This window comes from Exiguobacterium sp. KRL4 (assembly GCF_001870785.1).
GTDB lineage: Bacteria > Bacillota > Bacilli > Exiguobacteriales > Exiguobacteriaceae > Exiguobacterium_A.
Window position 1 is genome coordinate 18,576 of sequence record NZ_MOLV01000027.1, and the last position, 25,963, is coordinate 44,538.

Consider the following 25,963-nt stretch of genomic DNA (forward strand, 5'->3'; position numbering starts at 1 on the left):
TCGTACGAACAGAAATAGGAAATAGTTCCCAGAAAAACGACCAGAAGTATGAATTCTAAACGAAGGAGCAACAATCAAATGATGGATTTAACGGTTAAACCCACCTTAATCGGAGAAAAGGTCACTCTCCGTCCCTTTGCAACGGAGGACGTTCCATGGATTGAACGATGTTTGCTCGATCCCGAAGTCCGGACATTAACCGGAAGTTCCTCCGGCATCGACCGAAAGACCCTGCAAACGTGGTATGCCACAAGAAACGCACAACCGGATTGGTTGGATTTGGCCATCATCGATCAGGAGTCAGACTCATTAGTGGGGGAAGTTGTCGTCAACGACTATGAGCAACAACAGCAAAGCATGAATTTCCGGATTCTGATCGGACCGGATGGCAGAAATCGAGGCTTGGGAACAGAAGCGACACAGTTGTTGATTGATTATCTCTTCCGGCACACGGCTTTAGACCAATTGACCTTAAGTGTGTTGGCCATCAACCCGAGGGCGAGACACGTCTATGAAAAAATCGGTTTCGAAGTGATCGGTGTGGATGCCCACGATGTAGAAATCGCAGGGAAATGGATCTATTCGATCCAGATGGTCCTGACACGGGAAAAGGCGCTAAAACCATAACGGGATTCAATCGTTGAAACTAGATGCATCCTCCAAAAAACAACCCAGTCGTTATCCGAAAAAAGCGGATAGGACCGGGCTGTTTCTGTTTAACGTTGTTTTTGATCCAACTCTTGTTCTTCTTCGTCATCATTCCAACCAAAGCTCAGGTCGACGCGGCGACCGATGAAAGATCGCAAGAATAGGACGAACGTCATCACGGGGAACGCCCACCACCAGGTGTCCACGGTATCAAAGTATTGTTTGATGTATAACCAGATGAACAGCGTACTGACAAATAAAATTGATTCCGCTGTCGTGATGAATTCATTTTTTTGTTCAAACATCAACTAACCCCCAACGTATGTGTTTAAGAATGAATTGTTTCGGTCGACGACTGGGTGACGGCGACATCTTGCTGATCGGCTTGATCGAACAGAATCGTTCGATTCCGCCCTTGTTGTTTGGCCGTGTATAAGGCTTCGTCCGCCAGCACGTTCATTTGCTGTATGTGCACAAGCTTCCCGTGGGCGATCCCGATCGAGGTCGTGACTTCAATCGCCGGGAAACCGTCGAGTTGAAACCGTTCCGTCGCAATCCGTTCCCGAATCCGATTAGCGACCTTGACGACTTTTTGCGGGGACAGGTCATAGACGAGAATCATGAACTCCTCACCACCAATCCGGGCCGTGATATCGTGCGGACGCGTCTCTTGTTTCAAGATGTTGGCGAACTGTTGTAAGACGAGATCGCCATTACCGTGCCCGTACGTATCGTTGACATGCTTAAAATGATCAATGTCGAGGGCGAGGACGTTATAAATCCGTCCTTCCTGTTCGAGTCCTGCCGTCCGGGCATCCCAGACCCGCCGGTTATATAGACCGGTCAGATGATCAAGTTCAGCTGACTTCTTGTACAGTTGGACCTGCTGATTCAAGATCTGAAAATCAAGCGTCAGCATACTCGAGAGGACACCGACGGCAAGGCCAATCGTCCAGGTCGATAGCAGAAGTAAAATTGCGGTTTCATTGAATCCTAAGTTGATCAAGACAGCAATGGTGATCATTAACAGGGCCCAGACGTTTAAGGCGATGTTTTGCAGGAACGGTCGGTTGAGCAATTTGCGGTGGATGTAAATCATGCCGGTACTGATGGCGAGAATCGCGATGAACGCGACGAAGGCTTGTGGTGTGACACCAAACAAAAAACGGGAACTGCCGATGACTCCTGTCGCAATGACAAGCGGAAAACGAATGCCGTAAAACGCCAGTAAGACGAGTGGTAAATGTCGCAAATCCATCCGGAGTGACTCGTTGACTTGAATGCCTTTGAACATTAACAAGACACCCAGTAATCCGGTCGCCAGTCCGATGATGATCGACTTCATCGTAGAGGATGAAAACTGGGTGGAATGGATGATTTTCGAGATGATATAAAATCCGGTGAACGCGATACAGGCGTTGATCAATAACTCGACGATGAACATGATTTTCCACATCCTTGACCTTGATACTTTCACGATACCACGCTGACAAAAGTTGTCAAACGAGAAGAACGAATTGGGACAGTTTTGGGACAGGAAATCTAGATTAATTGCAGTTGCCGATTTAAGCGTGCTGTGAACTAAAATGCATGGAAAAAACCCGACTGACTGAATAACTCCTGCTGGAACATTCGTCTGCCAGGTAACGTGTGATGGATCCCTCTACTAGAAGTATACCGCGATTGCCCTAAAGGAAACAGACTACTTTTCTGTCAAATCGCACCTTATACTACAAGCAAGAACACTGAAGAGAGGAAGTGGATTTTGATGACGGACCAAACCGAAGTGCTGGACCGGGGACCGTTTTTCCACGGGACAAAAGTAGCGTTGAACGTCGGCGATCAGTTGGAGGCGCATTTTCCATCCAATTATCAGGACAAACGCGCCAATTACATCTATTTTACGGCAACGCTTGAGGCCGCCAAGTGGGGCGCCGAACTCGCCAAAGGAGATGGTGCCGAACACATCTATCTCATCGAGCCGCGCGGGACGTTCGAAGATGATCCGAATTTGACCGACAAACGTTTTCCGGGAAATCCGACGCAGTCGTACCGGTCGCAGCAACCGCTTGTCATCGTCGCGGAGCTGGCGACATGGGAACGACATACGGAAGAAGTGATTCAACAGATGAAAACGTCCCTCGCCAAGTTACGTGCGGAAGGAAAAAATGTAATTTTAGACTAAGCCAAAAGAAGAATCACGACGTCTGGAAACGATTGTAAAAAGCCTGCGGAATCTGTTTTGAAAAAAGGGGAATGAAGGATTCGTTATGCCATCATATAAGCTGTTCAGACGTAGAAAAGGAGACAGCTTATGCAGACACGAACGATTCTCATCATCGAAGACGAAGTCGAAATCGCCGAACTCGTCTCGATCCATTTACGCAACGAAGGATTCGCTACGCTACTTGCTCATGACGGAAAATTAGGTCTGACGTTGTTTCAGCAGCGGTCGATTGATCTTGTGATCCTAGACATCATGATGCCGGAAATGAACGGTCATGAAGTGTTGACGAAAATCCGGCAGATCAATCAGACACCGGTCATCTTCCTGAGCGCCAAGCAGTCCGATCTTGATAAAATCAGCGGGTTGGTGATCGGGGCGGATGACTATATGACGAAACCGTTTAATCCGTTGGAGTTGGTCGCCCGGGTCAATGCTCAATTACGGCGCGCCTTTCAATGGACAGGACAGACGGTTTCGTCCAAGGTTGACGTCATCAACATCCAAAACGTGAGTCTGGATGCAGATCAACGGACGGTGCTGGTCAATGAACAAAAGGTCAATTTGACACCAAAAGAGTTTGATATCTTCTGGTTACTCGCCAGCTCGCCCAATCAAGTGTTCAGTTCAGAAAAAATCTTCCAGCGTGTGTGGAAGGAGGATTATTTTGAAGGGGCCAACACCGTCATGGTTCATATCCGGACCTTACGGAAAAAGATTGAGGATACGAACAAAGCGAACAGGTTGATCGAAACGGTCTGGGGAGTGGGGTACAAGGTCAATGCGTAAATTCATCAACAGTTTCCGGACGCGGATCATCTATCTGTTCATCCAAAGTCTGCTGATTGCAGCAGTCGTCACGTTCGCGATGTATAAATCCCTGCAATACTATTACCATCATCACGTCTTTTACGGCGATACCTACATGAAGTACCGATTTTGGATGCGCGAAGTCGGCGATATTTATGTGTTTTTAGCGCTGTATATTCCCTTCTCCATCCTCGTTTTCTACTTATTGACGCGGACTTATACCAAATACTTCAATGAAATCTCGACCGGTATCCGCCAATTGGCAGCCGGTGATTTTTCGCATCAGATCGAGATTTCCTCGAAGGATGAATTCCGTCAAATCGCAAACGATCTCAACGAGGCGAGCAGTGGATTGCGGACCGCGATTCAAGCCGAGACATTAGCCCAGCGCAGTAAAGAAACGTTGATTGCCAATTTAGCCCACGATTTACGGACACCTCTGACATCAGTGACCGGATACTTGGACTTATTGAATCAACCGTCAACCACTGCCGAGCAACGCGTCGCCTATACAAAGATCGCCTATAAAAAATCCCGTGATCTCGAGGAGTTGATGGAAACCCTGTTCGATATCTCCAAATTGGACCTGTCACTTAAGGCGACTGAACAGTCAATGGTTGACCTGCACGAGTTGTTGCTTCAACTCCTGGACGAGATGTATCCTTTGATCAGCCGAGTCGATGGTCGGATTGACCAACAAATCGCTCCGAATCTCACCGTCTACGGAAACGGGAAAGAACTGGCGCGGGTTTTCGAGAATCTACTCAGTAATGCCCTACGTTACGGGGATGTGAGTCGACCGATTGAGGTTCGAGCAGCTCGCCAAGGTGAGGTCATCACCATTCAAATTAATAACTACGGTCCGCCGATTCGAAAAGAAGACGTCCCGCATCTGTTTGATATGTTTTATACGGTGGATCAAGTCCGGAACATGCCGACGAAACAGACCGGTCTCGGCTTGTTCATTGCGAAGACGATCGTCGAGAAACACGAAGGGACGATTGAAGTCAAACAAACGGATGGACGGATTCGGTTTGAAGTCACGTTGCCGTCTGATTTAAGAAATCTTTAAGGTTTTTCCCGACTTTCCTTTAAACCCTTTTCTTTACGCTGAGTGTAAGGAAGTAAAGGAGAGGGTGTAACATGAAAAAAACAATCGTCGTCCTATTAACGTGCCTCATCGTCTATCAATTTTATTTGAGCCGGACACCGGCTTTGACACAATCGATTTCCTTAAAAGAGGTTTCCTTGTATCAAGGAGATTTGGTGTTAATCAACAAGCAGACGAAGATTCAAGAAGATCCCCGTAATTTATCTACCGTCGCTAAACAGGTATCGGAAACAATCGTCGAGCCTGATTTACTGCTTGAGGATCATGTCGCAGCCGCTTTGCAACGGATGATGCAACGGGCGAAAAAGGTCGGCATCGATCACTTTCGAATCAATAGTGCCTACCGAAGTGGGAAGCTGCAACAGGAATTGTATGAAGAATATGGTGCGGACTTTGCGTTGCCTGCTGGACACAGCGAACACCAGACCGGTCTGTCGGTAGACATCGGCTCGACACGCGGCAAAATGAAACAATCGAAAGAGGGCAGATGGCTTGCTAAGCATGCGCATCAGTTTGGTTTTATCATCCGTTATCCAAAGGGGAAAGAGGGAGTGACAGGAATCTCGTTTGAACCGTGGCACATCCGCTACGTCGGTCTGCCGCACAGCGTGAAGATGTATGAGGAAAATTGGGTACTCGAAGAATATTTGAATTACCTCAAACAAGAACACGCGTATCAGATTCAAATTGCCGGTCGTACCTATTTTGTGCAATACACGAAACACCGCGCACTCAAAATTCCGGATACGCCCGTCTTTCACGTATCCGGGACCAATGCAAAAGGTTTTATCGTCACGTCCCGGTTACAAAAATGATTGAGGAGGAATTTTTAGCGCATCAGCGAATGTATCATTATCCGTTTGAGGTGATTGAAGGGGCGGAGCAGATGCTGCGCCGTCTGCAAAGTAAAATTGAAAAACAGGATTTCCCATTTGACGGATTTTTGACGAGACAGTTGGAGCAGCTGCAAGCAGAGGGGTACTTAGACCGTCAATCTTGAAACACAGTAATGAATGTAAAACAAGACTCGTCCCACACGCTTTAAGATTAAAGTCGCGTGAAACGAGTCATTTTACTTGAATTCGTTTTGTTTTTGACAAACAGCAGCCAACCGCCGGATCTCACCGGCCATCGCTTGATTGACAGGGTGCAGTTGCTCGAGCCAATCGAGCAGCGCGAGCGCGGATTGCGGTACCCGGTCGTACCCTTGGAGCACGTCCGCAAATCGTTCCTTCGCTTGCGGGAATCGTTGCTCGGCCCGGCGTTCATTGCCATATTGGTCCGGATAATAAACGACTTCCGGCTCGAGCAGATGAAGGACGGACAGGAGTTGCGAAAAAGCATGTTGTTCGACAAGCTGCAGACCGGACAGCCGTTCACCACGTGCGTAGCGGCACAGTCCGACATACAGATTCGTCAAGGCTTCGTTCAGTGCAAAGTCGAGTGTATCCCGCCGTATCGATGGGGGTACTTGTTTTGAAACCATCAAGTCAACGCCCGGGAATGTCGGATCTTGCCAAACGATTCGACCGGGAGAAAAAGCGATGTCCGGCATCTCATCCAGTTCAAAAATCGCGCATTCTCCGTAAATGCCATCGGCGAATAACAGCTTAAAACCGTCGACGGTGTTTTGGAAGATGAAGCTGAGTGGATGAACGGACTCGAGCCAGTCGAGCCGATCGAGGAACCGCTGCTTTTGTCCCGGTTTCGTAATGACGAAAAAATCGAGGTCGGAATAAGCATCGAGCCGCTCCAGTTCCTGGCCGACGGAGCCGAGTCCAAGCAATAACCAGGCATCCTGTGTGTGTTCAAGTTGACGCCCGATTTGGTCGAGGCGGTTAAGTAGTGCATGCTGTCGTTGCATCCAAAAACTCCTTTTTAGTCTGTCTCATGAAAGCGTTCTACTTCCTAGTCTAACAAGCTTGTGATTTCCGTCAAGGAAAGATATCATCAAGCTATCAGTACGATATCCTAAATGATGGAAGGAAGCATGTGATGGATGTACTAGTTCTCTTCATCGGCTCGTGTCTCTTGAGTGGACTGATGCTCTTGACGATCGTTCAAGCCGTTTTTTCGGCGTATCGAAAACAAACGATTTCGTTGTCAAAAGCAATCGTCGTCACGCTCGGCATGGCAGGGTTCAGCATGCTGCTCGCAGGTGTGCTCCCTTATTTGTATCTCCGTTTCATGTAAAACGACAGGCACGGCTTTTCGGAACAGTTGATTCCGAAGACCATGCCTGTTTTTTTTTCGAACAAACGGATAGTTGAGACTGTTATTCCTTCATAGAAAGGAGGTGTCCCCTCCTGACATCAAAGGAGGAACCATTCATGCAACCTTACTTACGAATCGAACACCAGCTGTTACGCGACGGAGCAAACTTCGCATCCGTCCATGAAAAGATGATTTATTTTCTGGTCCAGAGTTATGCCGGACCGGACGGACTCGCCTTCCCGTCACACCAGACGCTGGCGGACGCCGTCCCGTGCGGCAAGACGACCGTCAAAACGTGTTTACAGTCATTGATTGAAAAAGGATGGATTGAGAAGGTCAAACGATATGACCGTCACGGCGGACAGACGTCAAACGGTTACCGGATCTGTCTGCCGGAACGCGTCGTCTCCCGTCAGGAGGAAGGTCAGGAGACGGCAGCAGGGCAGTCACCTGTCGCCCCCAAAGAAAAAGGGGTTAAGAAAAATATCTTAAAAAAATACTCACCTTCATCAACGGGGCAGACCATGGACGAAGTCGTCCAGCACTTTGACACTGAAATCGGACGTGTCACCCCGTCAATCCGCCGTCAGCTCGACCTGCTTGTCGAAGAGAGCAGTGATGCCGTCGTGCATCATGCGATCGAACAAGCAACGGCGGCGAACATCCGGCATTTCAACTACATCAAGGCGATTGTCAACAAGTTGAAGGAGCAGCGTCTGTTGACGCCTGAGCAAATTGATGAACACGAACGACGCCGTCAGCAACGGTCCCGTCGCGCTCCACAAAAAACGAGTCGGACACGTTTACCGGACTGGGTCGAACGAGAACGCAGGCAACAGCAACAGGTCGAGGCAAAACAGAAACAGCAATTCGAACAAGCCGTTCCGGATCAAGCGGAACTGGCACAACTGCTAGCACAACTCATCTAACAAGGAGGATATTATGACACCATCACTTGACTGGTTACTCGAACGGGCGGACCGGAAGTTGACGAAGGAGATGGACCCGGACGTCGTCGCGATCACCCGCGCCGTCATCACGGAACTGGCGGCAGAAGGTTTACCAATCGGGATTGCGCAAGCCTTTCGGACAAGACAGGAACAGGACGCTTTGTATGCAATCGGGCGGACCCGACCCGGAAAAATCGTCACCTATGCGAAGGGGGGCGCGTCGAATCATAATTTCGGAGTCGCTATTGACTTGTTTCTGTATGCCGACGGGGGAAAACGGGCGGAATTTCTGGCACCGCCCGATTCGCGATTGAAGCGTCTCGTCCGAGCAATGAAACAATACCAGATGCAGTGGGGCGGCGATTGGGGCAACTTCCCTGATTATCCGCATTTTCAGCTCTATGATGCCGTCAATAAACAATCGAAACCGTTGCTTGGTCCCCGTTATCCGGGACGACCGCTCCATCCGGCAGCGACCTGGATGGACGGAACTGTCATCCGGCTGATTCAAAAGCGGCTTCGTCTGCCTTTGACCGGACGGTTTGACACGACATTGACGCGTGTCGTCAAACAGTTTCAACAACGGCATCACTTGCAGGCGGACGGAGTGATTGGTCCCGTCACTTGGCGTCACCTGTTTGGAGCAGATCGATGAAGAGCCGGTACGTCGCCGTACTCCGTCTCCTCGTTCCCCTGTATAGTTTCGTGAATCTGACGTTACTTGCACTCGGCTATACGCCACTCCCGTTTGAGACGACGCAGGTCGAGACGGCTCTGACGGCTGGTCTTGGGGCGAGCAGTCTGATCTATGCCTGGTGGAAAAATAATAATCTGACGCACTCCGCCGAACAGGCACAAGAGTGGTTACGCGAATTAAAACAACAAAAATCAAAAAGGAGTTCGTAAATTGTTTGGAATGTGCAGACAACGGGCATTATTTCGAGTAGAGCGCTAATGGTTTGATCCCAAGATACCGATAATAAGGTAGCGCACCGCATCGTCATCGGTCGTAAGTCGAGGCGACGGACAAGAAAGAGGTCAGACTGAACTTGAAACTATCGACGTTGCAACTTTACCTGCTACTGGCATTGTTTTCTTTATTGTTTACAAGCATCTGGAGTTATAATGCCTTTTTAAAAATCGAACAAGAAAACGACCGGATCATCACGGAAGCGATTCCGATTTCAAACGCCGCGTCCCAACTGTTCCCGTTGTTGCTTGATCAGGAATTGACGGTCCGGAGTTATTTGCTCAATCAAAATGACCAAACCTTCCAACAATTCAAAACGACAAACGCCGAACTCAAGGAGACGATTGCACAGTTACGAATGCTCGACCAACGTCATCCGATCATGAAACAATTATTGATAGAAGAAGCGATCCCGTTGATTCAACGGACGGACGGTTTTTACGAACAGCAAATTCGCTGGATCCAAGATAATCAAGTGGAACGTGCGATGTTAAAGCGATACAGTGGCATGGACTATATCAACCAGTTCCGTCCGATCAATGCGAAGATTCGCCAAGACATCGATAACATCATTCAAGAGGCGACGGATCGTTCCGAACAAGCGTCTGCTTCCGCCAAGTGGGTCATTGTCATCGTCGTCAGTGTCGCGGTTTTGCTGCTGATGGCCTTCTTGCAGACAATCCGGCTCGAACGAAGCAAACAGGCGTTGATCCATCGGTCGTTGCATGATGCCTTGACAGGAATTCCGAACCGGCGGGCGTTTGACGAACATTTGGAGACATCGTTCAAGGTGGCGAAGGAACAGCAGACGGACGTTGCCTTGATATTAGTCGATGTCGATGAATTCAAGCTCTATAACGATACGTACGGTCACTTGAAAGGGGACTGGTGTCTCGAGAAAGTCGCCGACTCGTTAAAAAAACATGCTGGTGAATATGGTCTCGTCTCCCGGTACGGCGGAGAGGAATTCGCCGTCATCTTGACGGAACAGGCGGATCGTGTCCAGCATGTCGCGGAACGAATTCGCGGTGAAATCTTACAGTTGAACATCGAGCATGCTGCTTATCAACCGCTCTGCCAACTCAGTGTCAGCATCGGAGTCGCCGTCGTCCGACCGGATGACACCTTGTCGGAAGAGGATTTGATTGTTCTAGCCGATCAAGCCTTGTATCGGGCGAAGTCGAGCGGTCGCAATCAAATTTCAAGCCATGAAGCCAGTTGAGGTATGAAAAAAGAGCTCTGATCTCATCCAGAAGATGGGGCCAGAGCTCTTTGTTCATCATCGAATCATTGCAAAATCACACAATAGGAATGGTCGGAAATCAACGGAGCGGAAATGACGAACACTGTCTTGACCGGTGTCCCGCCGACTTTCGCATCGAGTTGATTCAGTTGGGACCGAATTTTTCGACTCAAGACATAGCGTGTTTCCGTACTCAATTCATCCATCTCTTCATCATGGACATGTAATAAGAGTTGAAACGGTTCGAGCGAGAAAATTGAAAAATCACAGTCGATTCGAGGGTCTTGAAAACGTTCATTCAAACCGTTTTTGATGAAGTATGCTTCTTGTGCGGAAATCATCTCGTTTCGCCTCGCTCTCTTCCAAAAAACAGTTCAAAAAATTATAAGCTGTTACTTAACTATATAGTATATATTACCCATCTTTTTTGAAAAATATCAGTTATGGCTTAAAAAGTGACCGGAAATTGGATTTTTAGGGGATTTGTTAGAAGAACCACAAAAAAACTGCCCGATTTCGATGCACGTTGTCAAAGACAAGTACATGGACATCAGACAGTCATCGAACCGACACGACGTAAAAAATCTTCCGTCGTCTGTTTGAAGAACGTCAATTGGTGGGCGGGAATAGAAAATTTGTCACCGTATCGGACTTCTAAATAATGTGGACTGACGGGGGACGGGAATTCGATCCGGTCAAACCATTCCGTCATCGTTTCCTGGTCTTGTCGTTGTAAGGGCTCCGGTAGCCGACGGTTGAACAGAAGCATATGTTGGCGGATGTCTTCTGCTGGTAAATCGTGATCCGGATAATGCAAGACCTGAACGCGACTGGTCGCAAAGTGAATCGGTTGGAAGCGTACCGGTCGAACGATTTTTATGTAGTGGGCAATCAGGGCGGCTGTCACGAAGACAAGTAAGATGAAGATGAACGGATAGGGAGGGGCGACGATCAAGGAATCAAACCCCGTCCGTAAAAATGCCGGCTCCGGTTCGGCCGCGACGACATCAATGATCGGATCAATAGTGAGCGTGAGCGGTTCGGAAGGAAGTGACAGCTCGTAGGAGTCGCCACAACGGGTCGTACAGGAAAATTCGGTGTGACTGTCGAAAAAAGAAACAACGTGAGTTAATAGGCGTGGGACAAATGATTTGATCAGTAACAAGATTAGCAGGACGACGGAAATGAATAATCCGAGTTTCAGTCGGATGGATGTTAGCATGAAGCCACCTCTTTTTTTGCCGCGAAAACGGTTGATGAATCAGTCTGAACTGAGTATAGCAAATTCATCGTCAAAAGGTTTTGATTTTTTCAAAAATTAGTCATTATTTCCTAAAAAAATGGAGGTTTCAAGATGAGTCGATTACGGACGACCTTTCAACAATCTACAGGACAGATCAGTGGGCATGGCAAACGGAATGTCGGTGTCTTAACAGCAGCGTTCGCGGAAATCGAAGACGGACGTTCAAGCGATCAGTACGGTGCCGGTCCCTTCATCGAACCGTTCGAACAGAAGATGGCAGACCAACTCGGGATGGAAGAGGCGGTCTTTTTCCCAAGTGGGACGATGGCGCAACAAATCGCCTTACGGATCTGGTCGGACGAGACAGGAAACCGGACCGTCGCCTATCATCCGCTCTGCCATCTCGAAATCCATGAGCAGGATGGTCTGAAGGAACTGCATCCGATCCAGACGATGCTGGTCGGCGAGGCGGACCGGCTGATGACGCTTGACGAGATTAAGGCCTTGCCGGATGTTGCCTGTCTGTTGCTTGAACTCCCACAACGCGAAATTGGCGGGGTCGCCCCAGCGTTCAGCGAACTGGAAGCGATCAGTCGGCATTGCCGCGAACGGGGGATTCGTCTTCACTTGGATGGTGCCCGTTTGTTTGAGATGTTGCCGTATTATCAAAAGACGGCAGCGGAAATAGCCGCCTTGTTCGACAGCGTCTACCTCTCGTTTTATAAAGGACTCGGCGGGATTGCTGGGGCGATTCTCGCGGGGCCGGCGGCATTTTGTCAAACGGCGCGGATTTGGAAACGACGGTATGGCGGGGATTTGATCAGTCTTTATCCGTATATCGTCTCAGCCGATCATTATTATGAACTCCGGAAGGACCGGATGGGTCAGTATCATGAAAACGCGAAACAACTGGCAGAGCGGTTTAATGCGTTGCCGGGTGTCTTCACGACGCCGAAAGTCCCCGTCTCGAACATGTTCCACCTACATTTTTCGGGGCAGTCGGATGAAGTCTCCCCGAAGCTCGAACAGATTCAGGAAACGACGAGGATTGGTCTTGTCGGTTACCTCGTCGACAAAGACGGGTATTGTTCAACAGAAATCAGTCTTGGGGATGCCTACGCGGAACTTGAGATCGACCGCTTGGAAGAAGTGTTTGAGCAATTGCACCAGACGTTTTCTTAAATGGGGCGCAATGTTTCCTCTGCAACAGAAGGGTGGTGCTTGCGGTAAGTGGCAATTTTTTCCGTAATCAGCTGTTCCGTCTGCATGAGTTCAGCGAGCTGGTCGCGCACGTTTTGTTGATGGGCTTCAAGAAGGCGCAGCCGGTCACGCGTCGTATCGTGTTTATCGGACGAAGCGAGAAACAATTCAACATACTCCCGGATCTGATCAATCGGCATATGCGTTGCCCGGAGGCGTAAGACAAAGCGGAGCCACGTCAGTTGGGTCTCGTCATAACGCCGGATACCGCTTGCCGTCCGTGTCGGAAACAGCAGACCTTCTTTTTCGTAATACCGGATTGTATGCGCCGTCGTCTGTGTCAACCGGCTGATTTCAGAAATCGTATACATGTCGTATCACCTTTCTTGCTTGACTTAGAGTAAACTCTAACTTGTAGACTTTTACTATACCAAACAGAAATGGGGAATTACAGATGAAATACACAGTCATTACTGGTGCCAGCTCAGGAATCGGGTACGAAACGGCGAAAGTGCTCGCGCAAAAAGGAAAATCGCTTGTCCTCGTCGCACGACGGACGGACGAACTCGAAAAATTGCGGGACGAAGTCAAAGCTCTTGCACCGGACAGTGACGTCCTCTTACGGTCGGTCGATTTAACGGAATCGGCCAATGTCCATGACTTGTATGAGTCATTAAAAGACCTCGATATCGAGACGTGGATCAATAACGCCGGATTCGGTGATTTTGACAACGTCAAGGACGTGTCGGTCTCAAAAATCGAGAAGATGCTCCGCCTGAACATCGAAGCGTTGACGGTCTTGACGAGTCTGTATGTCCACGACTACCATGATGTCGAAGGAACAACCGTCTTGAACGTCTCGTCCGGCGGCGGCTACCGGATCGTCCCGAACGCTGTCACGTATTGCGCGACGAAATTCTATGTTAGTGCCTACACGGAAGGACTGGCGCAGGAACTGAAAAATTCCGGGGCAAAATTGCGGGCGAAAGTCTTGGCACCGGCTGCGACGGAAACGGAATTTGCTGACCGTTCGCGGGGGGAACAGGGATTTGATTACAGCAAACATGTCGCGAAGTATCATACAGCGGCGGAGATGGCAGGATTCCTCGACCAGTTGCTCAACAGCGACGCCATCGTCGGGATCGTCAACGCCGAAGATTATTCGTTTGAACTCCGGGGACCACTCTTTACGTATGTGGGTGCCAACTGATTCAGACTCAAAAAAACCAGCCTCCCGCTTTTGCAGGAGGCTGGTTTTTTTGAGTTTATCTGATTCGGACGCATCCGAATCCGGTATGTTTCCAGATCCAATCAGATCAGGGGCATGGCAAAGGTCGACAATAAACTGACGACTAAAAACAGCGCGTAGCTGAAGAAGGTTGTTTTCGGGCTGCCATCGGTCCGACTGCCTAGTATCGAAAAAAGACCGATCGCACACACCGTAAGTACGGATAATAAGAGCGATTGAGGCGAATTGGTCACGGGGACCAGTGATTGCGCCAAATGGGCGAGACCAAGCGGCAGGACGATGAGTAAAAAGTAATAACCAAGCCGTGCCTCAGACGGATGGTCAGTCGATTGATGATGGGAAACCGTGCGTGTATGCATTCTCATGGTTATTCACTTCCTTCTGCATTTAGTATAGAGGACAATTCCTGCAATCTTCGTTACAGTCCGATGAGAAGTCGATAACAAGATGAACACAATATGACGAAACGATGTCGGCTAGTTCCAATTTTGTAAAAAAGCATTTCCCAACTAGGCGTCTTATGTAAAAAAGTGTAAACTGATAAAAAGTAAAAAACTGACGATACGATCCATATGAGGAAAGTGAACGGGGAAGGGGAAGCGGATGACACGTTTGTTTCGTTATTTTTACGCATCGGATTTGATTGCCGTCGTCGGGGCGAGTGTCTCCTACATCGCCATCTACTGGACGTGCGCCCAGCTGCTGTCACCGGCAGAACTGACTTTGTTGATCGGTGCCGTCTTTTTGATTCGTTTCGTCAGTTCCAGTTTGATCGGACCGTGGATTGACCGGGTCGAACCGGTCCGCTTGCTGAAGTCGACCGTCCTGATTCGTTTCCTGGTATTGTTTTTTGTCTGGTTCCTCTTGACGCAAACGGAAACGACGCTGGTTCCGCTACTGGTTCTACTCGTCGTCCAGACGTTTTTACAAGTCATCGGCGGCAATACGGCGTTTAAGGTCGTGACCCGGATCGTCGATGCTGAAAAATTACCGGTCGCCAATGCCTACTTGAGCACCCTGGACCGGATCGGGACGTTAGCGGGACTACTCGCCGGAGGGATGTTAATCGCCCGATTCTCGATCGAGACGATTTTAGTACTGGAGGCAATCCTGCACGTCATCGCCTGGTTCCTGTTGTTCCCGTTACGGTCGACGTCTGTTGATGCAGTCGCGGAAAAAACGACCTATTGGAGCGACTTGCAGGCCGGATTCCGTTATTTGCTTCAGGACGCCCGGTTGATCCGGATTTTAGTGTTCGGGATCATCGCCAACTGGATGATTACACCGGCGAATGCCTTGCTCGCCCCATTTGCGAAGGATGTCCTGCAGGGCGGGGCACACACGTTTTCCTTGCTTGAACTGGCCCTCGTCATCGGTGGTATCGGCATGTCGCTCCTCTATGCCCGGTTTGCGGACCGACTCGACTTGACACAGATGTTCCGACTATCCATCCTATTGCAAGGTGTCTTTACGTTAGCGGTCGGACTGACGACGACGTTACCGTTTGCCTTTAGTGGCATGTTGTTACTGGGGATGGCCCTCAGTTTGTTTGGGATTCCGTTTGCGACCTTGTTGCAACAGACGACACCGGATGCGTTGCTGGGCCGGATTCGTTCGGCGATGGTCGCCGCGTCGACGCTCTGCTCCGCAATCTGTTTTGCCCTTTCTTCCTACTTGACGACGGTGTTTGCGATCGAGACGGTGTTTGTGTTGTTTTCCGCTACGGGGTTACTGGCAACGGTCCTGTTGATTCGCTTTAAGCGTAACAAAACCCGTGATCACGTGCGACGGGATGAAGCCGGATGACAAATCCGTCTTTAGGCGGAGGGCGTGTCTTTAAAGAAACGATATACTAATAAAAACGCTTACAGAGGAGAATGTAACGAATGGATAATATGACGATGCTGGCTTTGATGTTTTTGATTCCGATTGGTGGAATGACGGTGCTGTTAAACGTCTTATGGAGACGGATCACACCGGAATAAGCGGCTACATAAACAGACAAAAACGAACGATCCCGCATGTGGGGTCGTTCGTTTTTTATGCGTTAAGAGACGACGGTCGGTGCCGCAAGGGCGAGGCTCGGACCAAACACTTCGTAGTACAGGTTATCCGGATGACCTGTCCAGTGTTGCCGGACAAACTGTATCATCGCTTCCGGACCACAGACAAACGTCTCGGCCGCTGGATCGATTGAAGTCAGCTCATCACGCGTCAATCGTCCTGCGCGTGTCCCGGCTTGTGCATTACGTTCCGCGTACCGAACGACGCTTGCTCCGAATGTCTCAAATTGGTTCAATCGTGACGTGAACGGACGATCGAGATCGTCCTGGACGGCGACGTGCAACGTGACCGGTCGTCCGTCGGCAAGCGCGGCTTCCGCCATCGCAAGCAGTGGCGTCAAACCGATCCCACCGGCAAGTCCGACGAATGGGGCACCGGAATCCGGTAATATGAACTGACCCGCCGGTGCACTTAATAAGAGAGAGTCACCGACCGTTAAGTCATGGAGTTGTCCCGACACCGATCCGTCTTGTTTGACGGCAATCTCATATGAGACTTCGTCGGCGGCTTTCGTCAGGCTGTACTGCCGGTTTTGCCAGAGTCCGTCCGGCGCTTGCAGCCGAACCGTGACGTATTGACCGGCTAAGTAAGTCGGTAACGGACGTCCGTCCGCCGGAATCAGTTTAAACGTTTTGATGTCACTTGCTTCCGTCGTGATCGTATCGATGAGGAACGGCTGGTAACCGACAAACGCTTTGTCGTGTTCATCTTGTTTGTACAACTCCGCCTCAAGTGAAATGAAGAGATTAGCGATTTCACCGTAACCAATCGTCCAGGCGTCGATGATGTCCGGTGTCGCGGCGTCACCGAGCACGTCTTGAATCGCGCCGATCAGTTCCGTCCCAACGATGTCGTACATAAACGGTTTGATCTGCAGACTGCGGTGTTTATGGAGGACTGGCAATAATGTCGGCTTCAGCTCTTCAAGCCGGTCGATATGGGCGGCAGCGGCGTAGACGGCCGTCGCCAAGGCTTGCGACTGGCGGTCATTTTTTTGATTGGACTGGTTGAAGATATGTTTCATTTCTGGATGATTGGCAAACAGTCGTTGATAGAAGACGCGCGTGATGCTGTGACCGTGTTCAGCGAGAACGGGGACGGTCGATTTGATGATGGCGATGGTCGATGACGTTAACATAAAGACACTTCCTTTTCGGATGATGGATGGTCAAATCAGGTTCGAGTTCAGTATCCGTCACATCTGTTTTTAATGCAATAGATTAAATACTAGATTTAAAATAGTACGTGATGTTTGTCACAAGGATGCCATCAATTCGTCAAGTAACCGACAAAAAACCTCCGACGGCAGTCGAAGGTCAAGATGAGATCCACAGTTTGGAAAAGTCAAAGTAGCCAAACGAGTCGATCGTGATATTTTGCAATTCGATCGGGAACGGGATGATCCGTGTATCATCGTAGAGCGGAATGAAATAAGACGAGTCGATCAAATGCCGTTCGACCGCCTGATGCAGGACCATCCAGTCTTCGAACGGGGTCTCGTCGTATTTTGCCAGCCACGTCTCCATTTCCGGCATTCGATGAAACATCTTCGCCGGTGGTGAAAAATCGTTCGTCAAAAACTGATGGAAAGCAACCGGCAAGTTCCGTTCAAAGACTTCGGCGTGGACGGCGAGATCAATTGTCGCAAACGCCTGGAAATCGGTGATACTTTCCTTAAAGCCAATCGGCACAAATTCATAGGGAATACCGTGTGCGTCAAGCGTCTCGCATAACCAACGGGTCACTTTGTCCGTGAAGTCGGTCAGTTTGATCCGGAGCGGCTGGTCAAACGAAACGGCAGGACCGGTCGGCAGCGGATAAACGGAACTGTAATGTTCAAGAAACCCGCGGTCGTTCGGAAAACCCCGCTCACTGACAGACTGAATCAACGGACGAATCGAGGCAATCAACCGGTGTATGTAGTGGCGGGCTTCCGGTTGTTCGAACGGTCCGCCGAGACGCGGGTTCAAAAAAACGAGACCGAAGCCGGACTGGGTCGCAATCGTATCCGTCTCACCGGAGTCCGACCGTGATGTCCGGTAGACGGGATCGTAGGCGTCCGGCATTTGAATGAACTCGATCCGGTCGAGCAGTGCCCGGATGCCGAAATAGTTTGGGAACGCCGACAAAATCGTTTTTTTATTATTATTTTGCGTCAATTGGAAGGCGCCCGTCCCAATGTTGTCTTTACTGATGCTCGTATGAATCGTCGCCAGTTTTGGCAACAAGGAATGCCGGCGTTGATCGAGCGTCACATCGACCTGATACGGTCCGTTCGATTGAATCCGTAACACATGCCGGTACGACCGGGCGTATGCCGGATAGGCGATGAGCTTCCGCAGGCTTTTCGTGACGTCTTTACTCGTCAACAGCGAACCGTCGTGAAACCGGACGTCTTTGCGTAAATAGAGCGATAACGTGGACCCGTTCCAGGCATAATGATGTGCCAGTTCGCCCTGGAGTTTACCGTCCGCGTCGATGGCAAACAACCGGCTGAAGACATTTTGGACGAGGTGGGCACTGTGAATGTCGGCGGCTTCGAGCGGATCCGTCGTCAAAAAGGGACGTCTGCGGGGAATCAGCAGGGCATCCGACGATTCCTGTGTATAGCCGAACTTGCGCTCGAGTTGCCGCATGAAGCGACCGGTTTGAGCGGGGGACCAGTCCCAGCTGAGTTCTTCCGTCACGGCGTCGACCGACTCCCGTTCGATCCGCTCCAGCATCTGTTTCGCGTATTCCCGTTCAACGTGACGCAGCCAGACGAGTGCCGTCAGATGTCCGCGGCCCCGACCGCTCGTATAGTGCAACCATCCTTCTTCCTGCCAACGGTTCAAATACCGTTTCGTTTGTTTGGGACTTAAATGGATCGTGTCGGCTAGTTCAGCAATCGAGTACGATCCTTCCCGGCAGGATTTCCATAAGGTGAACAGATAAGCGTCCATCTCATTCCTCCATTCTAAAAGGGGACATATTTTCTTAACAATGTCCATTTTTTAGTCGCTGTGTCTTGTTTATCATACAGGTAGAGAATGGAAGGTGACAATATGAAATGGAAAGAAATGCCTCAACCAATTAAAGTCAGACTTGTAACGTCGTTTTTTAACCGGACGATTTCGTTCGCCATCATGCCGTTCATGGCCCTGTTATTTGTTCAAGCGTACAACAAAGTATTTGCCGGCGTCTTTTTGATCGGGACAGTGATTATCAGCTTCCTGATCGGTTTGATTGGCGGTTACCTCGCCGATCGGTTTCCCCGGAAACGCCTGCTCGTCTTGTCGACGACAGCGACCGGATTGATGTTTTTGGTGATGACGATTTGTCTCGCCGTCGATCAGATGTTGCTCTTTACGATTGCCTATGCGATTTTCACCGTGACGAGCAACATCGGTCGACCGGCGATGAGTGCGATCATCATTGACGCGACGACACCGGAAAACCGGCGGGCCGTCTATGCGATCGATTACTGGTTAATCAACCTATCGATTGCCCTCGGGACGGCGCTAGGCGGTTGGCTCTACGTCAGCAACCGGCTGTTTTTGTTCAGCCTGTTGACGTGTACATCCCTGCTGTTACCGGTTGCCTATCATTTTTTGCTCGACGAATCGAAACACGTCTGGCAGAAACAACCGCTCCGAAATGTCTTCCGCGATCTCGGGAAAAGTTATCAGATTGCCTGGCGCGACCGACCGTTTGTCAAAGTCGTCTTCGGTTCGATGTGTATTCTCGCCGCTGAGTTTTCGATGGGCAGTTACGTTGCCGTCCGCTTAGCGGACGAATTTGATCCGGTCACGATCGGGGATATGACCGTCAATGGTGTCCGGATGCTCAGTTTGATCAATATCGAAAATACGATTCTCGTCGTCTGTCTGACGTTTTTCATCCAGCGTCTGTCGAACCGCTTCTCGAATAAACAGGCGCTTGTCGGCGGACTGGTCCTGTACATCATCGGTTATGCGACGGTGACGAGTGCCAACTCGCTGACGCTGTTGCTGACATTCATCTTCATCGCGACGATCGGGGAGTTGCTCTATTCACCGACACTGAACGCGGCACAAGCCAACATGATGCCGGCTGATAAACGCGGCGCCTACTCGGCTTTTGCCGGGACGTCCCATGCCGGTGCTGATTTATTGTCGCGGTCAACGCTCATCCTCGGATCGGTACTCGCTCCGTTCATGATGAGTGTCTATATCGGACTGATCGTTTGTCTTGGACTTGGTCTCGTCTACCTCGGCTTGTTCCGGAACGAAAAAATTGCTGAAAAACAGCAGGCTTCTTAAAAAGGAAGGGGATAGAAACATGGACATCATTGAAACGAAGCGGCACCGGTTACGGCGCTGGCAGGAAAGTGACGCTGACAGTCTTTATGCCTATGCGAAAGATCCGCGTGTCGGACCAAACGCCGGCTGGGCACCGCATGCGTCGCTTGCCGAAAGTCAGGACGTCATAACAATCTTTCAAGAGGCGAACGACGGCTATGCGATTGTCGACAAGGTGACGGGACAAATCATCGGCAGCTTCGGTTTTCATGACCGTCGCCCGGTCGAGGCCCTGGCCGACTTGAAGCAGGTCGAGTTCGGATTTGTTCTTCACCCTGACTACTGGGGGCAGGGACGGATGCCGGAAATCGTCCGGACCGCCCTCGCAGTGGCATTTGAGACGATGAAAGTTGATCTTGTCTGGTGTGCGCATTTTGACTTTAATGCTCCGTCACGCCGGGTCATCGAAAAACTGGGATTTGAACATGTGTTGGACCGACCGTTCGTCATGGAACGGATTGACGGACGGACCGTGATGAGCCGGCTGTACCGTTGGACACGGGAACGGTATGAAGCACAGTCGAATAGCATCCGGTAAAACACTACAAGACGTCCTTCTCGAAAGAGGGACGTCTTGTTTTTAGGGGGAATTGTTCTGCGATGAGGTAAAGAGTCCCGTCAGTGTCCTTTTACTGCCTTGCGTTTAGAAAGGAACAGACTCACGGATAGACTGATGATTGTAGCAAGGACACTTTTGATCAGAGCGTGACGCGTCAGACCTTCGATCATGATTCCATTAAATTTTTGAGCGAAAGTTGCTTCAGGGACCCAGTCGATGACAGACCCGATGCCTAAGAATGCAGGAAGGCTCAGCAAGAGATAGACGATGATGAAACCGAGGAGAAATGTTTTGATATTCATATTAGTCCACCTCTATCCGATTGTATTTAAACTATCATACCTGAAATGTTATTAAATACCAATTTTTTATTGTTGGATTACCAACAATAATCGTTTGAAGAGAAATTAATTGAAACGAACTGCTTGAATGACTGAAAAAGTATAGTGATTAGAATTATAAATACGAGGTAAATAACGTGTAAAAGCGAGGAACGGTCAGCCGAATTCTGAGGAGGGAATTCGCATGGAAAAGCGGACAATCATCGTCTCAGCGGCAGTAGTCTTTCTGGTCATGGCGATCGTCATGGCCGTCTCGGCATTTGGATTCGGGATTCAGTATGGAAATCCGGAATTGCTGCGGATTGCGATTTTTGGTGAAATCTTGATCGCCGTCTTTTTAGTCTGGTTCATCCGTCGCAACAGTTCGTTTGCAGCCGTCGGTTTCTCCTCGTTAAAAATCCGGGGACTCGTCTGGTACATTCCGATATTGTTGATTGTGCTGTATCAAGTCGTGCTCGTCGTCAATGCGTTCGTCGCCTCCTATGACGATTTGTCTGCAGCAAGGATTCAGCTCGTCGCCATCATCTTCGTGACGACCTTGTTCGTCGGCTTTAACGAAGAGGTGTTATTTCGCGGAATCATCTTACGCCATCTCCATCCGGAGCAACACCCGTACCGGGCAATTATCATCAGTGCCGCCTTATTCTCGTTGTTTCATCTCTTGAATTTGATTGCCTTCATTCCGGTAAGTGCGATGATTTTTCAACTCGGCAATACGTTTTTGTTTGGATTGTTTTTTGCCTTGATTGCACTGAAACTCAATAATCTGTGGCCTTTGATTTTTTTCCACGCCTTATGGGATTTTTCAAGTATCGCCGCGGATGTTTTGAACGTGAATCTCGCGATCCCGAATCTCGTGACGCAAGTGTTTGTTGCCTTGGCGATTCTGATTCAGCTGCTCCTGCTCAAGCGGCATGATCTCAGTCATTTGAAACGACCGCTTGCGACATAAGAAACGGAGCACGCTTTTAGAAAGCAACCGATTTTGGTTGCTTCATTTTTTGGTTGCTTCATTTTTTTGGGAAAAAGACTGTACAGTTAGAATTGATATGTAATATATTAGTTGTATGAAAAATCAACCGATTCAACGACTCTCATTAAGCGAAGAAGTGTACCGACGACTGCAACAGCAAATCATCACCTTAACACTCACACCAGGGCAAAAGCTGAACGATCAGGAGCTTGCCGAAGCATTTGGGGTCAGCCGGACACCGGTCCGCGAAGCGTTAAAGAAATTAGAGGAGGAGGGACTCGTCGTCGCGAAACGCGGGTCACGGACGAACGTCACGCTGTTGGACGCGACGCAAGCGCGCCAGACGTTTCCGATCGTCGCAACACTGCATGCGTTAGCGGCACGTCTGGCGTTGCCGTTGCTAAAAGCAGCAGATATCGAACAGTTAAGAGACATCCATCAGGCGTTTCAGGAAGCGATCATGCAGGAAGATGCCGAAGCTGCACTACGGCTGGACGATGCTTTTCATGGGTTGTTCCTTGCCCGGAGCGAAAACAGTCAACTGATCGAGACGTTGAACCGATTGACACCACTGATCCGCCGGTTGGAGTATGCCCAGTTTCGTCGGCACGGGCACGACTCGGTCACGGATCATCAAACGATCATGGAAGCCTGCCAAAACGGTAATATCGAAGCACTTGTCCGCGCGACGGAACAAAATTGGAACGGTCTCGGGCGACATCTAGTCGCTTCTTTAGAGGAGGACACGCCATGCGACCGATCGTGATCGGTATACTATCGGCCCTATTTTTCGCCGTCACCTTCATTCTGAATCAGTCGATGCAAGGGAGTGGGGGACACTGGATTTACAGCGCCGCCTTACGATTTTATCTGATGTTACCGTTGTTGATCGTGATTGTCGCCTATCGTCGTCGCCTTGGTCATGTCTGGTCGGCACTCCGGTCAGCACCCCGGTTTTGGTTGACGTACGGCACGATTGGCTTCGGGGTTTTTTGCAGCGGAATTTGTCTCGCGGCGGACTATTCACCGGGCTGGTTGATTGCCGGCACCTGGCAACTGACGATTCTTGCCGGACCGTTGCTTGCGCCACTGTTTAAGCAAACGATTCCCTGGGCATCGCTCCGCTATTCGCTGTTGATCATTGTTGGCGTTTTGTTGATGCAACTGTCGGTTGCAGGGGAGGTATCGGTGACGACGCTGGTTCTTGGGATCGTTCCGGTAATCCTGGCCGCGATTGCCTATCCGCTCGGCAACCGGAAGATGATGGAACGGTATGGGGATGAACTTGGAGTATTTGACCGGATTCTCGGGATGACACTTGCGAGCCTGCCGTTTTGGTTGGTCTTGTCGGGTTTGGCTTACCTGCAGGTTGGTTTGCCATCGGCGTCACAAGTCGGGCAGTCGGGACTGGTCGCGCTGTTTTCCGGAGTCATTGCCACATCGCTGTTTTTTTATGCGACGACACTTGTTCGGACTGAACCGATTCGTTTGGCGGCAGTCGAAGCGACGCAGTCGTTTGAGATCTTGTTTACGGTCCTCGGTGAGATGGTCTTTTTACATGCCGTCTTTCCGACCGGACTGGCGTTGATCGGGATGCTCCTCGTCATGCTCGGGATGACAATCCATAGTTTGAAGCAGGCAGAACAAAAGCCAGTTCCAGAACATTAATTATTTCAATTACCATATTAATTTAAAATTTTTATAAAGAAAGAAGGCACAGTATGGTCTTAACCGGAACACTCGTCAATACAGGATTAATCATTGTCGGAACATTACTTGGCTTGTTGTTCCATAAAATTCCCGAACGGATGAAAGAAACCGTTGTCCAAGCGATTGGTCTCGCCGTCGTCGTGCTGGGTGTCCAGATGGGGCTGAAAAGTGAAAACTTTTTAATCGTCATCGGCAGTCTCGTCTTAGGCGGAGCAGTCGGCGAATGGTTACGGATCGACGAAAAACTCAATCGGGTCGGAGAATGGCTTGAACTCAAAATCGGACGGGGGCGACCGTCAAACATCGCCGAAGGATTTGTCACGGCGACACTGATTTTCGTCATCGGGGCGATGGGCGTGCTCGGAGCATTGGACGGTGGGCTGCGACAAGATCATGACGTCCTCTATACCAAAGGACTGATTGACGGCTTCACGGCACTGGTCCTCAGTTCGACGCTCGGGATCGGTGTCATTTTCTCCGCCATTCCGGTTCTTGTGTATCAAGGAGCGATTGCCCTCGGTGCCGTCGCCATCACCCAATTCGTTCCGGATACCATCCTGCAACAGTTCATCGTCGAGATGACAGCAACCGGTGGGGTGATGATTTTAGCAATCGGCTTAAATCTCGCCGGCATCACGAAAATCAGGGTCGCAAATCTCCTGCCTGGTATCGTGATGGTCGCTTTGATCGTGACCGGCTTGGAATGGTTTGGTTTGAACTAAAAAAGACGTCCAATTGCTTTGTTGACAGGTGTTGTCAGTAAACAATTGGACGTCTTTTTTAATTGATAACATGTTCGAGCGGCGAAACTTGATGATCCAGCAGTTGATGACCGGCGTAATTAAACGTATGCAGCATCGGTGATGGTTCTGTCAAAACGTACGGCAAATAGGCTTTCAGGTTGCTGATGACACCGGTATTTTCCGGATCAAGAATCCAGTCGAGCCGTTTCCAGTCAAGAATTCCTTCGCGGGTCGCAAACGGCGTTGTGAGCATCTGTTCATTCGGCATGTCGGCCAGGAACAGGTAGATCCCGGCCGTCTCCTCTGCCCGTAAGAGGATTGTTCCGGCGAACTGGACGTCTGGTATGGTAAGCCCGGTTTCTTCGAACGTTTCCCGGATGACGGCTTCCGTCGGTGACTCGCCGGCTTCGATTTTCCCGCCGACGCCGTTCCACATGCCCATCGCCGGCTGTTTTTGGCGGTTCAGTAACAACCATTGATCCGCTTTTCGGATTAAACACAGTGTATATCGATACAAGCGCTATCACATCCTTAAAAGAATTCGTGTTTCCAGGCTGCATACTGGTCGTCGGACGTGACCGGTCGAATTGTTTTCTTTCCATCCGTCCACGTCGTCAACGCCTGTTGGGTCAAAATTCGATGACCGTCCGGTGTCCGGATGGCAAGCAGGCTGCGTTTGTTGAACGGAGACGCCGGATGGTCCTGGATGACGTGTTCGATTTCTGCCAATTGTTCTGGCCGTAATGTCTGTTGCGTGTAGAAGTGGTAACCGATGACGAACTTATCGTCCTGACCGGTCCGTAACATCTCGAGCTGATAACCGGCACCGTTCGGGGCAATCCGGAAGCTGCCGCTTGCTGAACTGATTGTTTCTCCGGTCAACGGAATCGGACGTAAGGCGAGATTAACACCAAACCCGGTGTCGACAACGTACATGTTTTCTTGATGCCGGAGCAAAACAGCGACGTGTGTCGGACCCGTCGCGGACCAGACTTCATTTTCCTGATCGAAGACGGTCGCTTTGACGAGGGAGACATCAAACCCTTTGATCCGCAAGACTTCGTATAGTAGATAATTCAAGTCGTAGCAGACGCCCCCGGTCTGATCCGTCACGAATGTCTGTTCAAGACGACTCTGGTTAAATGGGGCAGTCCGTTTTGACAGAACCGCCTGGTTATCAAACGGGAGATGGTAGGCAAACGCTTCGAGTAACGCGGGTAAATCGTCAAACGAGATGACGTGTCCGAGTGGATACTTGATCCGGACGGCAATCTCTTTTATGAGTGATGACAACGGAAATTCCTCCTTTTTCGTCTTTTCATTATCGCACAATTTGTCCAAAAACTAGTATATGTAAATTCTCATCGTTTCGTTCTGTTGGAACCGGTTCTG

General features: G+C 49.9%; 32 protein-coding genes. 20 read left to right on the forward strand and 12 right to left on the reverse strand.

What is annotated here, in order from left to right; translation table 11 throughout:
- Window positions 1–78 precede the first annotated feature (78 nt).
- The gene (locus BLD48_RS13305) at window positions 79–627 is read left to right on the forward strand and encodes a GNAT family N-acetyltransferase (protein ID WP_071500636.1); all 549 of its coding nucleotides are present in this window, start codon (window positions 79–81) and stop codon (window positions 625–627) included.
- An 89-nt stretch (window positions 628–716) separates the two neighbouring features.
- Here BLD48_RS13305 and BLD48_RS13310 read toward each other — a convergent pair whose 3' ends face one another.
- Together BLD48_RS13310 and BLD48_RS13315 are read right to left on the reverse strand one after the other, a co-directional pair.
- Window positions 717–953: a hypothetical protein gene (locus tag BLD48_RS13310; protein ID WP_071500637.1), complete on the reverse strand. Its 237-nt coding sequence runs from the start codon at window positions 951–953 to the stop codon at window positions 717–719.
- 23 nt (window positions 954–976) lie between these two features.
- Window positions 977–2,092: a GGDEF domain-containing protein gene (locus tag BLD48_RS13315; RefSeq protein WP_236630034.1), complete on the reverse strand. Its 1,116-nt coding sequence runs from the start codon at window positions 2,090–2,092 to the stop codon at window positions 977–979.
- Between the two features lie 324 nt (window positions 2,093–2,416).
- Between BLD48_RS13315 and arr the strand changes: the two genes are divergently transcribed.
- The 5 genes from arr to BLD48_RS16325 all read left to right on the forward strand — a co-directional run bounded on the left by arr (window position 2,417) and on the right by BLD48_RS16325 (window position 5,793).
- The gene (gene arr, locus BLD48_RS13320) at window positions 2,417–2,833 is read left to right on the forward strand and encodes an NAD(+)--rifampin ADP-ribosyltransferase (RefSeq protein WP_071500639.1); all 417 of its coding nucleotides are present in this window, start codon (window positions 2,417–2,419) and stop codon (window positions 2,831–2,833) included.
- A gap of 129 nt (window positions 2,834–2,962) precedes the next feature.
- Window positions 2,963–3,661 carry a response regulator transcription factor gene (locus BLD48_RS13325; protein WP_071500640.1) on the forward strand — a complete coding sequence of 233 codons (699 nt, stop codon included), beginning with the start codon at window positions 2,963–2,965 and terminating at the stop codon, window positions 3,659–3,661.
- Entirely contained in the window at window positions 3,654–4,754 is a 1,101-nt protein-coding gene (locus tag BLD48_RS13330; protein WP_071500641.1) for a sensor histidine kinase, read from the forward strand. Before BLD48_RS13325 ends, BLD48_RS13330 begins: the two co-directional genes overlap by 8 nt.
- Before the next feature lie 71 nt (window positions 4,755–4,825).
- Window positions 4,826–5,608, forward strand: coding sequence for a M15 family metallopeptidase (locus tag BLD48_RS13335; RefSeq protein ID WP_071500642.1), 783 nt, complete (start codon window positions 4,826–4,828; stop codon window positions 5,606–5,608).
- A complete protein-coding gene (locus tag BLD48_RS16325) occupies window positions 5,605–5,793 on the forward strand; it encodes a hypothetical protein (protein WP_161487722.1) in 189 nt (62 codons plus the stop codon). The genes BLD48_RS13335 and BLD48_RS16325 overlap by 4 nt, the downstream gene beginning before the upstream one ends.
- Window positions 5,794–5,865: 72 nt before the next feature.
- On the opposite strand, the gene BLD48_RS13340 is transcribed toward BLD48_RS16325, so the two are convergent.
- Entirely contained in the window at window positions 5,866–6,657 is a 792-nt protein-coding gene (locus tag BLD48_RS13340) for a hypothetical protein (protein ID WP_071500643.1), read from the reverse strand.
- Window positions 6,658–6,788: 131 nt separating this feature from the next.
- Here BLD48_RS13340 and BLD48_RS13345 point away from each other — a divergent pair, with 131 nt between their 5' ends.
- The 5 genes from BLD48_RS13345 (at window position 6,789) to BLD48_RS13365 (ending at window position 10,149) form a co-directional block, all read left to right on the forward strand.
- Window positions 6,789–6,986 carry a hypothetical protein gene (locus BLD48_RS13345; protein WP_071500644.1) on the forward strand — a complete coding sequence of 66 codons (198 nt, stop codon included), beginning with the start codon at window positions 6,789–6,791 and terminating at the stop codon, window positions 6,984–6,986.
- A 137-nt stretch (window positions 6,987–7,123) separates the two neighbouring features.
- Window positions 7,124–7,936 carry a DnaD domain protein gene (locus BLD48_RS13350; RefSeq protein WP_071500645.1) on the forward strand — a complete coding sequence of 271 codons (813 nt, stop codon included), beginning with the start codon at window positions 7,124–7,126 and terminating at the stop codon, window positions 7,934–7,936.
- Between the two features lie 13 nt (window positions 7,937–7,949).
- Entirely contained in the window at window positions 7,950–8,612 is a 663-nt protein-coding gene (locus BLD48_RS13355; protein WP_071500646.1) for a M15 family metallopeptidase, read from the forward strand.
- On the forward strand, window positions 8,609–8,863 hold the full coding sequence (locus BLD48_RS13360; RefSeq protein ID WP_071500647.1) for a phage holin: 255 nt from the start codon (window positions 8,609–8,611) through the stop codon (window positions 8,861–8,863). The genes BLD48_RS13355 and BLD48_RS13360 overlap by 4 nt, the downstream gene beginning before the upstream one ends.
- Window positions 8,864–9,006: 143 nt before the next feature.
- The gene (locus BLD48_RS13365; protein ID WP_071500648.1) at window positions 9,007–10,149 is read left to right on the forward strand and encodes a GGDEF domain-containing protein; all 1,143 of its coding nucleotides are present in this window, start codon (window positions 9,007–9,009) and stop codon (window positions 10,147–10,149) included.
- Between the two features lie 65 nt (window positions 10,150–10,214).
- Here BLD48_RS13365 and BLD48_RS13370 read toward each other — a convergent pair whose 3' ends face one another.
- Both BLD48_RS13370 and BLD48_RS13375 read right to left on the reverse strand, forming a co-directional pair.
- Window positions 10,215–10,511: a hypothetical protein gene (locus BLD48_RS13370; protein WP_071500649.1), complete on the reverse strand. Its 297-nt coding sequence runs from the start codon at window positions 10,509–10,511 to the stop codon at window positions 10,215–10,217.
- A 209-nt stretch (window positions 10,512–10,720) separates the two neighbouring features.
- Window positions 10,721–11,392: a hypothetical protein gene (locus tag BLD48_RS13375; RefSeq protein ID WP_071500650.1), complete on the reverse strand. Its 672-nt coding sequence runs from the start codon at window positions 11,390–11,392 to the stop codon at window positions 10,721–10,723.
- Between the two features lie 132 nt (window positions 11,393–11,524).
- On the opposite strand from BLD48_RS13375, the gene BLD48_RS13380 reads away from it, so the two are divergent.
- Complete coding sequence (locus BLD48_RS13380; RefSeq protein WP_071500651.1) at window positions 11,525–12,595, forward strand: threonine aldolase family protein; 1,071 nt, start codon at window positions 11,525–11,527, stop codon at window positions 12,593–12,595.
- Here BLD48_RS13380 and BLD48_RS13385 read toward each other — a convergent pair.
- Window positions 12,592–12,984: a MerR family transcriptional regulator gene (locus tag BLD48_RS13385; protein WP_071500652.1), complete on the reverse strand. Its 393-nt coding sequence runs from the start codon at window positions 12,982–12,984 to the stop codon at window positions 12,592–12,594. The two genes, BLD48_RS13380 and BLD48_RS13385, sit on opposite strands and share 4 nt — an antisense overlap.
- 83 nt (window positions 12,985–13,067) lie before the next feature.
- Here BLD48_RS13385 and BLD48_RS13390 point away from each other — a divergent pair, with 83 nt between their 5' ends.
- Window positions 13,068–13,823, forward strand: a complete 756-nt coding sequence (locus tag BLD48_RS13390) for an SDR family NAD(P)-dependent oxidoreductase (RefSeq protein ID WP_071500653.1) — start codon at window positions 13,068–13,070, stop codon at window positions 13,821–13,823.
- Window positions 13,824–13,924: 101 nt separating this feature from the next.
- On the opposite strand, the gene BLD48_RS13395 is transcribed toward BLD48_RS13390, so the two are convergent.
- Window positions 13,925–14,227 carry a hypothetical protein gene (locus tag BLD48_RS13395; RefSeq protein ID WP_071500654.1) on the reverse strand — a complete coding sequence of 101 codons (303 nt, stop codon included), beginning with the start codon at window positions 14,225–14,227 and terminating at the stop codon, window positions 13,925–13,927.
- Window positions 14,228–14,465: 238 nt separating this feature from the next.
- Here BLD48_RS13395 and BLD48_RS13400 point away from each other — a divergent pair, with 238 nt between their 5' ends.
- A complete protein-coding gene (locus BLD48_RS13400) occupies window positions 14,466–15,668 on the forward strand; it encodes an MFS transporter (protein ID WP_071500655.1) in 1,203 nt (400 codons plus the stop codon).
- A 241-nt stretch (window positions 15,669–15,909) separates the two neighbouring features.
- Here BLD48_RS13400 and BLD48_RS13405 read toward each other — a convergent pair whose 3' ends face one another.
- Both BLD48_RS13405 and BLD48_RS13410 read right to left on the reverse strand, forming a co-directional pair.
- Window positions 15,910–17,064 carry a globin domain-containing protein gene (locus BLD48_RS13405; RefSeq protein ID WP_071500656.1) on the reverse strand — a complete coding sequence of 385 codons (1,155 nt, stop codon included), beginning with the start codon at window positions 17,062–17,064 and terminating at the stop codon, window positions 15,910–15,912.
- 178 nt (window positions 17,065–17,242) lie between these two features.
- Window positions 17,243–18,868: an ABC transporter substrate-binding protein gene (locus BLD48_RS13410; protein WP_071500657.1), complete on the reverse strand. Its 1,626-nt coding sequence runs from the start codon at window positions 18,866–18,868 to the stop codon at window positions 17,243–17,245.
- A 102-nt stretch (window positions 18,869–18,970) separates the two neighbouring features.
- On the opposite strand from BLD48_RS13410, the gene BLD48_RS13415 reads away from it, so the two are divergent.
- On the forward strand, window positions 18,971–20,206 hold the full coding sequence (locus tag BLD48_RS13415; RefSeq protein ID WP_071500658.1) for an MDR family MFS transporter: 1,236 nt from the start codon (window positions 18,971–18,973) through the stop codon (window positions 20,204–20,206).
- Between the two features lie 19 nt (window positions 20,207–20,225).
- Window positions 20,226–20,783: a GNAT family N-acetyltransferase gene (locus BLD48_RS13420; protein ID WP_071500659.1), complete on the forward strand. Its 558-nt coding sequence runs from the start codon at window positions 20,226–20,228 to the stop codon at window positions 20,781–20,783.
- 80 nt (window positions 20,784–20,863) lie between these two features.
- On the opposite strand, the gene BLD48_RS13425 is transcribed toward BLD48_RS13420, so the two are convergent.
- Window positions 20,864–21,106 carry a hypothetical protein gene (locus BLD48_RS13425; protein WP_071500660.1) on the reverse strand — a complete coding sequence of 81 codons (243 nt, stop codon included), beginning with the start codon at window positions 21,104–21,106 and terminating at the stop codon, window positions 20,864–20,866.
- A gap of 223 nt (window positions 21,107–21,329) precedes the next feature.
- Here BLD48_RS13425 and BLD48_RS13430 point away from each other — a divergent pair, with 223 nt between their 5' ends.
- The 4 genes from BLD48_RS13430 to BLD48_RS13445 all read left to right on the forward strand — a co-directional run bounded on the left by BLD48_RS13430 (window position 21,330) and on the right by BLD48_RS13445 (window position 24,550).
- On the forward strand, window positions 21,330–22,097 hold the full coding sequence (locus BLD48_RS13430; protein WP_071500661.1) for a CPBP family intramembrane glutamic endopeptidase: 768 nt from the start codon (window positions 21,330–21,332) through the stop codon (window positions 22,095–22,097).
- A 115-nt stretch (window positions 22,098–22,212) separates the two neighbouring features.
- Window positions 22,213–22,884, forward strand: coding sequence for a GntR family transcriptional regulator (locus BLD48_RS13435; protein ID WP_071500662.1), 672 nt, complete (start codon window positions 22,213–22,215; stop codon window positions 22,882–22,884).
- Window positions 22,869–23,786: a DMT family transporter gene (locus tag BLD48_RS13440; RefSeq protein WP_071500663.1), complete on the forward strand. Its 918-nt coding sequence runs from the start codon at window positions 22,869–22,871 to the stop codon at window positions 23,784–23,786. The genes BLD48_RS13435 and BLD48_RS13440 overlap by 16 nt, the downstream gene beginning before the upstream one ends.
- 53 nt (window positions 23,787–23,839) lie before the next feature.
- Window positions 23,840–24,550, forward strand: a complete 711-nt coding sequence (locus tag BLD48_RS13445; protein WP_071500664.1) for a DUF554 domain-containing protein — start codon at window positions 23,840–23,842, stop codon at window positions 24,548–24,550.
- Window positions 24,551–24,608: 58 nt separating this feature from the next.
- On the opposite strand, the gene BLD48_RS13450 is transcribed toward BLD48_RS13445, so the two are convergent.
- On the reverse strand, window positions 24,609–25,088 hold the full coding sequence (locus BLD48_RS13450) for an NUDIX hydrolase (RefSeq protein ID WP_071500665.1): 480 nt from the start codon (window positions 25,086–25,088) through the stop codon (window positions 24,609–24,611).
- Window positions 25,089–25,102: 14 nt separating this feature from the next.
- Window positions 25,103–25,864: an arylamine N-acetyltransferase family protein gene (locus BLD48_RS13455; RefSeq protein ID WP_236630035.1), complete on the reverse strand. Its 762-nt coding sequence runs from the start codon at window positions 25,862–25,864 to the stop codon at window positions 25,103–25,105.
- Window positions 25,865–25,963 lie beyond the last annotated feature (99 nt).

Coding starts and splice junctions, on each gene's coding strand:
- BLD48_RS13305 (WP_071500636.1), top strand. CDS start 79: ATGATGGATTTAACGGTTAAACCCACCTTAATCGGAGAAAAGGTCACT.
- BLD48_RS13310 (WP_071500637.1), bottom strand. CDS start 953: ATGTTTGAACAAAAAAATGAATTCATCACGACAGCGGAATCAATTTTA.
- BLD48_RS13315 (WP_236630034.1), bottom strand. CDS start 2,092: ATGTTCATCGTCGAGTTATTGATCAACGCCTGTATCGCGTTCACCGGA.
- arr (WP_071500639.1), top strand. CDS start 2,417: ATGACGGACCAAACCGAAGTGCTGGACCGGGGACCGTTTTTCCACGGG.
- BLD48_RS13325 (WP_071500640.1), top strand. CDS start 2,963: ATGCAGACACGAACGATTCTCATCATCGAAGACGAAGTCGAAATCGCC.
- BLD48_RS13330 (WP_071500641.1), top strand. CDS start 3,654: ATGCGTAAATTCATCAACAGTTTCCGGACGCGGATCATCTATCTGTTC.
- BLD48_RS13335 (WP_071500642.1), top strand. CDS start 4,826: ATGAAAAAAACAATCGTCGTCCTATTAACGTGCCTCATCGTCTATCAA.
- BLD48_RS16325 (WP_161487722.1), top strand. CDS start 5,605: ATGATTGAGGAGGAATTTTTAGCGCATCAGCGAATGTATCATTATCCG.
- BLD48_RS13340 (WP_071500643.1), bottom strand. CDS start 6,657: ATGCAACGACAGCATGCACTACTTAACCGCCTCGACCAAATCGGGCGT.
- BLD48_RS13345 (WP_071500644.1), top strand. CDS start 6,789: ATGGATGTACTAGTTCTCTTCATCGGCTCGTGTCTCTTGAGTGGACTG.
- BLD48_RS13350 (WP_071500645.1), top strand. CDS start 7,124: ATGCAACCTTACTTACGAATCGAACACCAGCTGTTACGCGACGGAGCA.
- BLD48_RS13355 (WP_071500646.1), top strand. CDS start 7,950: ATGACACCATCACTTGACTGGTTACTCGAACGGGCGGACCGGAAGTTG.
- BLD48_RS13360 (WP_071500647.1), top strand. CDS start 8,609: ATGAAGAGCCGGTACGTCGCCGTACTCCGTCTCCTCGTTCCCCTGTAT.
- BLD48_RS13370 (WP_071500649.1), bottom strand. CDS start 10,511: ATGATTTCCGCACAAGAAGCATACTTCATCAAAAACGGTTTGAATGAA.
- BLD48_RS13375 (WP_071500650.1), bottom strand. CDS start 11,392: ATGCTAACATCCATCCGACTGAAACTCGGATTATTCATTTCCGTCGTC.
- BLD48_RS13380 (WP_071500651.1), top strand. CDS start 11,525: ATGAGTCGATTACGGACGACCTTTCAACAATCTACAGGACAGATCAGT.
- BLD48_RS13385 (WP_071500652.1), bottom strand. CDS start 12,984: ATGTATACGATTTCTGAAATCAGCCGGTTGACACAGACGACGGCGCAT.
- BLD48_RS13390 (WP_071500653.1), top strand. CDS start 13,068: ATGAAATACACAGTCATTACTGGTGCCAGCTCAGGAATCGGGTACGAA.
- BLD48_RS13395 (WP_071500654.1), bottom strand. CDS start 14,227: ATGAGAATGCATACACGCACGGTTTCCCATCATCAATCGACTGACCAT.
- BLD48_RS13400 (WP_071500655.1), top strand. CDS start 14,466: ATGACACGTTTGTTTCGTTATTTTTACGCATCGGATTTGATTGCCGTC.
- BLD48_RS13405 (WP_071500656.1), bottom strand. CDS start 17,064: ATGTTAACGTCATCGACCATCGCCATCATCAAATCGACCGTCCCCGTT.
- BLD48_RS13410 (WP_071500657.1), bottom strand. CDS start 18,868: ATGGACGCTTATCTGTTCACCTTATGGAAATCCTGCCGGGAAGGATCG.
- BLD48_RS13415 (WP_071500658.1), top strand. CDS start 18,971: ATGAAATGGAAAGAAATGCCTCAACCAATTAAAGTCAGACTTGTAACG.
- BLD48_RS13420 (WP_071500659.1), top strand. CDS start 20,226: ATGGACATCATTGAAACGAAGCGGCACCGGTTACGGCGCTGGCAGGAA.
- BLD48_RS13425 (WP_071500660.1), bottom strand. CDS start 21,106: ATGAATATCAAAACATTTCTCCTCGGTTTCATCATCGTCTATCTCTTG.
- BLD48_RS13430 (WP_071500661.1), top strand. CDS start 21,330: ATGGAAAAGCGGACAATCATCGTCTCAGCGGCAGTAGTCTTTCTGGTC.
- BLD48_RS13435 (WP_071500662.1), top strand. CDS start 22,213: ATGAAAAATCAACCGATTCAACGACTCTCATTAAGCGAAGAAGTGTAC.
- BLD48_RS13440 (WP_071500663.1), top strand. CDS start 22,869: ATGCGACCGATCGTGATCGGTATACTATCGGCCCTATTTTTCGCCGTC.
- BLD48_RS13445 (WP_071500664.1), top strand. CDS start 23,840: ATGGTCTTAACCGGAACACTCGTCAATACAGGATTAATCATTGTCGGA.